Source organism: Mycobacterium sp. (assembly GCF_035499775.1).
Classification (GTDB): Bacteria; Actinomycetota; Actinomycetes; order Mycobacteriales; family Mycobacteriaceae; genus Mycobacterium.
In genome coordinates, this window is record NZ_DATJYB010000532.1 from 1 (window position 1) to 2,507 (window position 2,507).

At 63.2% G+C, this 2,507-nt stretch carries 4 protein-coding genes; 1 reads left to right on the forward strand and 3 read right to left on the reverse strand.

Annotated features, from left to right (window positions below; genetic code table 11):
• Positions 1–233 (reverse strand): AMP-binding protein (locus tag VML93_RS32550; protein ID WP_325617034.1); only part of this gene is annotated, 233 nt, incomplete at its 3' end.
• Between the two features lie 64 nt (positions 234–297).
• Between VML93_RS32550 and VML93_RS32555 the strand changes: the two genes are divergently transcribed.
• Positions 298–1,107, forward strand: a complete 810-nt coding sequence (locus VML93_RS32555) for a crotonase/enoyl-CoA hydratase family protein (protein WP_325617036.1) — start codon at positions 298–300, stop codon at positions 1,105–1,107.
• Positions 1,108–1,160: 53 nt separating this feature from the next.
• Here VML93_RS32555 and VML93_RS32560 read toward each other — a convergent pair whose 3' ends face one another.
• Positions 1,161–1,904, reverse strand: a complete 744-nt coding sequence (locus tag VML93_RS32560) for a LysR substrate-binding domain-containing protein (protein WP_325617038.1) — start codon at positions 1,902–1,904, stop codon at positions 1,161–1,163.
• A gap of 47 nt (positions 1,905–1,951) precedes the next feature.
• Positions 1,952–2,507: cytochrome P450 (locus VML93_RS32565; RefSeq protein ID WP_325617040.1), on the reverse strand; the 556-nt coding region annotated here is incomplete at its 5' end.

Below are 2,507 nucleotides of genomic sequence, written 5' to 3' on the forward strand. Positions count from 1 at the left end.
GCCTTGATGATGCCCAGCATCGCGATGACGATCTCGATGCGATTGCGGCAGTAGAGGCCGACCTTGTCGTCCTTCTGCACGCCCCGGTCCTTCAGGTAGTGCGCGAGGCGATTGGCCTTTTCTTCCAGTTGGGCATAGGTCAGTTTCTCATCGCCGCAGATGAGGGCTACGCGGTCGGGCACAGCGTCGATGGCGTGCTCGGCGAGGTCGGCAATATTCAGGGCCACGGCCACCAAATTAGAACGTGTTACATTTCTTGACAAGCTGATGCCCAATGACGAGTGAGAGGCGGTAACCGTGGCCGAGGCTGCAGCAAACGAATCGGGCCCCGACGCGTTGGTCGAACAACGCGGTCACACGCTGATCGTGACCCTGAACCGGCCGCACCGACGCAACGCCCTGAGCACGGAAATGATGCAAATCATGGTCGAGGCGTGGGACCGGGTCGACACCGACGACGACATCCGCTGCTGCATCTTGACCGGGGCCGGTGGCTACTTTTGCGCCGGGATGGACCTCAAGACGGCAACCCAGAAGCCGCCGGGCGACTCGTTCAAGGACGGCAGCTACGACCCGTCACGCATCGACGCCTTACTGAAGGGCCGGCGGCTGAAAAAGCCGCTGATTGCCGCTGTCGAAGGGCCCGCGATCGCGGGCGGCACTGAAATCCTGCAGGGCACCGACATCCGGGTCGCCGGCGAGAGCGCCAAGTTCGGCATATCCGAGGCCAAGTGGAGCCTGTACCCGATGGGCGGTTCCGCGGTGCGGTTGGTGCGACAGATTCCCTACACGATGGCTTGCGACCTGCTGCTGACCGGGCGGCACATCAGCGCCGCCGAGGCCAAGGAGATGGGTCTGATCGGGTATGTGGTGCCCGACGGACAGGCGCTGACCAAGGCGCTCGAGATCGCCGAGGTGATCTGCAACAACGGTCCGCTGGCCGTACAGGCCATCCTGCGGACGATCCGCGAGACCGAGGGCATGGCCGAGGACGAGGCGTTCAAGCCCGACACCCAGATCGGTATCCAGGTGTTCCTGTCCGAGGATTCCAAGGAAGGCCCCCGCGCGTTCGCCGAGAAGCGCAAGCCCAACTTCCAGAACCGCTAGCCGCTGACGTTTTTCCTTCCGGTCTGCACCGATGACCGCAGGGACAAAGGATCTCAGCCGCTCATACTCGGATTCCAGCTTTGAGGCGACAAGAACTCGGCTGACCAGCTGCCGGATTTAACGAGAGCCGCCACCTCCTCGCGGATGGTGTTTCCGATCTTGACTGTGAATTCGCGTGGCAACTGGAGTTGGGATGTCGCGGCCACGCCGAGGCGCTGTGTCATTGCTGGTTCGCTGATGGGAGCGAACCGCAATCGAACATCCTCGACTTCGCGGCAACAGGCGGACAGTGGAAGGATTCCGTGGACGAGCCCGGCTTCGATGAGCCTCTTCATCACGTGCAGTGAGTCGGTGGTAGTACGGTAGCTGACGTTGACTTTCGCCCTCAACGCCGCGTTTTGGATCAGTGTGCCGATACCAGAAGACGATCGCGGAATTACCAATGGCAGTGCGACGACATCGGTGAACGTCACGGCCTGAGTCGAGTCAAGCCGCGAATCTGGCCCACCGACCAAAACTAAGTCTTCGGCGAGCATCTCCCGGTAGAACACCCGCACATCGGGCACTGGATTGATCAGTGCCACATCCACGGCACCCTTCAGCATCGCTTCAACCAACTGATCGGTGCTGCCGACGGTGACAGAGAAGGTGGCCTTCGGGAAGACGGTCGTCAGCGTGCTGAGGAGCGGTGCTGCCAGTACGTCGACCGCCGTCTCCAGCAGGCCAAGGAGCACGTTTCGATTAAGCCGCGCCACCGGAGACCCGGCATACTGAACGGCGAGTTCCAGCTGGCGCAACGGGCCGGCTGTCGACGCCCGCAGTCTCTCACCTGCTTCGGTGAGCTCTACCCCGCGGCGCGTCCGCCTGAAGAGATCGCCTCGGCGCGGGCCAGCGGAGCCCCAGGACAACTGTGCGCTCCACGACCAAAGGCGATGTGATTTCGGGCATTTGAGCGTTCGATGTCGAACGAATCAGGATTGGGAAATCTGCGGGGGTCACGGTTGGCAGCCGCGTTGTTCAACATCACCGTCGCACCTGCGGGCAGGTCCACTCCCCCAACGGTCACCGGGACCCTGGAGAGTCGGAAATCGCCCCGAATCGGGCTCTCCACCCGCAGTGTTTCCTCGATGAAGCCCGGCAGCAGGCCGCGGTCGGCGCGAAGCCTCGCCTGCAGCGCCGGGTCCTCGGCGATGAACTGCACCGCGGTGCTCAGCAGGCGGACCGTGGTCTCCTGCCCGGCCGCGAACAGATTCGCTGCGACGCACACGACGTCGGCCACGGGCGGGGTGCTGCCGTCTGAGAACACAGCCGCCGCAAGGCCGGTCAGCACGTCGTCGCGTGGGTTCTCGCGGCGTTCGGTGATGTAGTCGGTGAACCGGCCGTAGAGATACGCCAGTGGC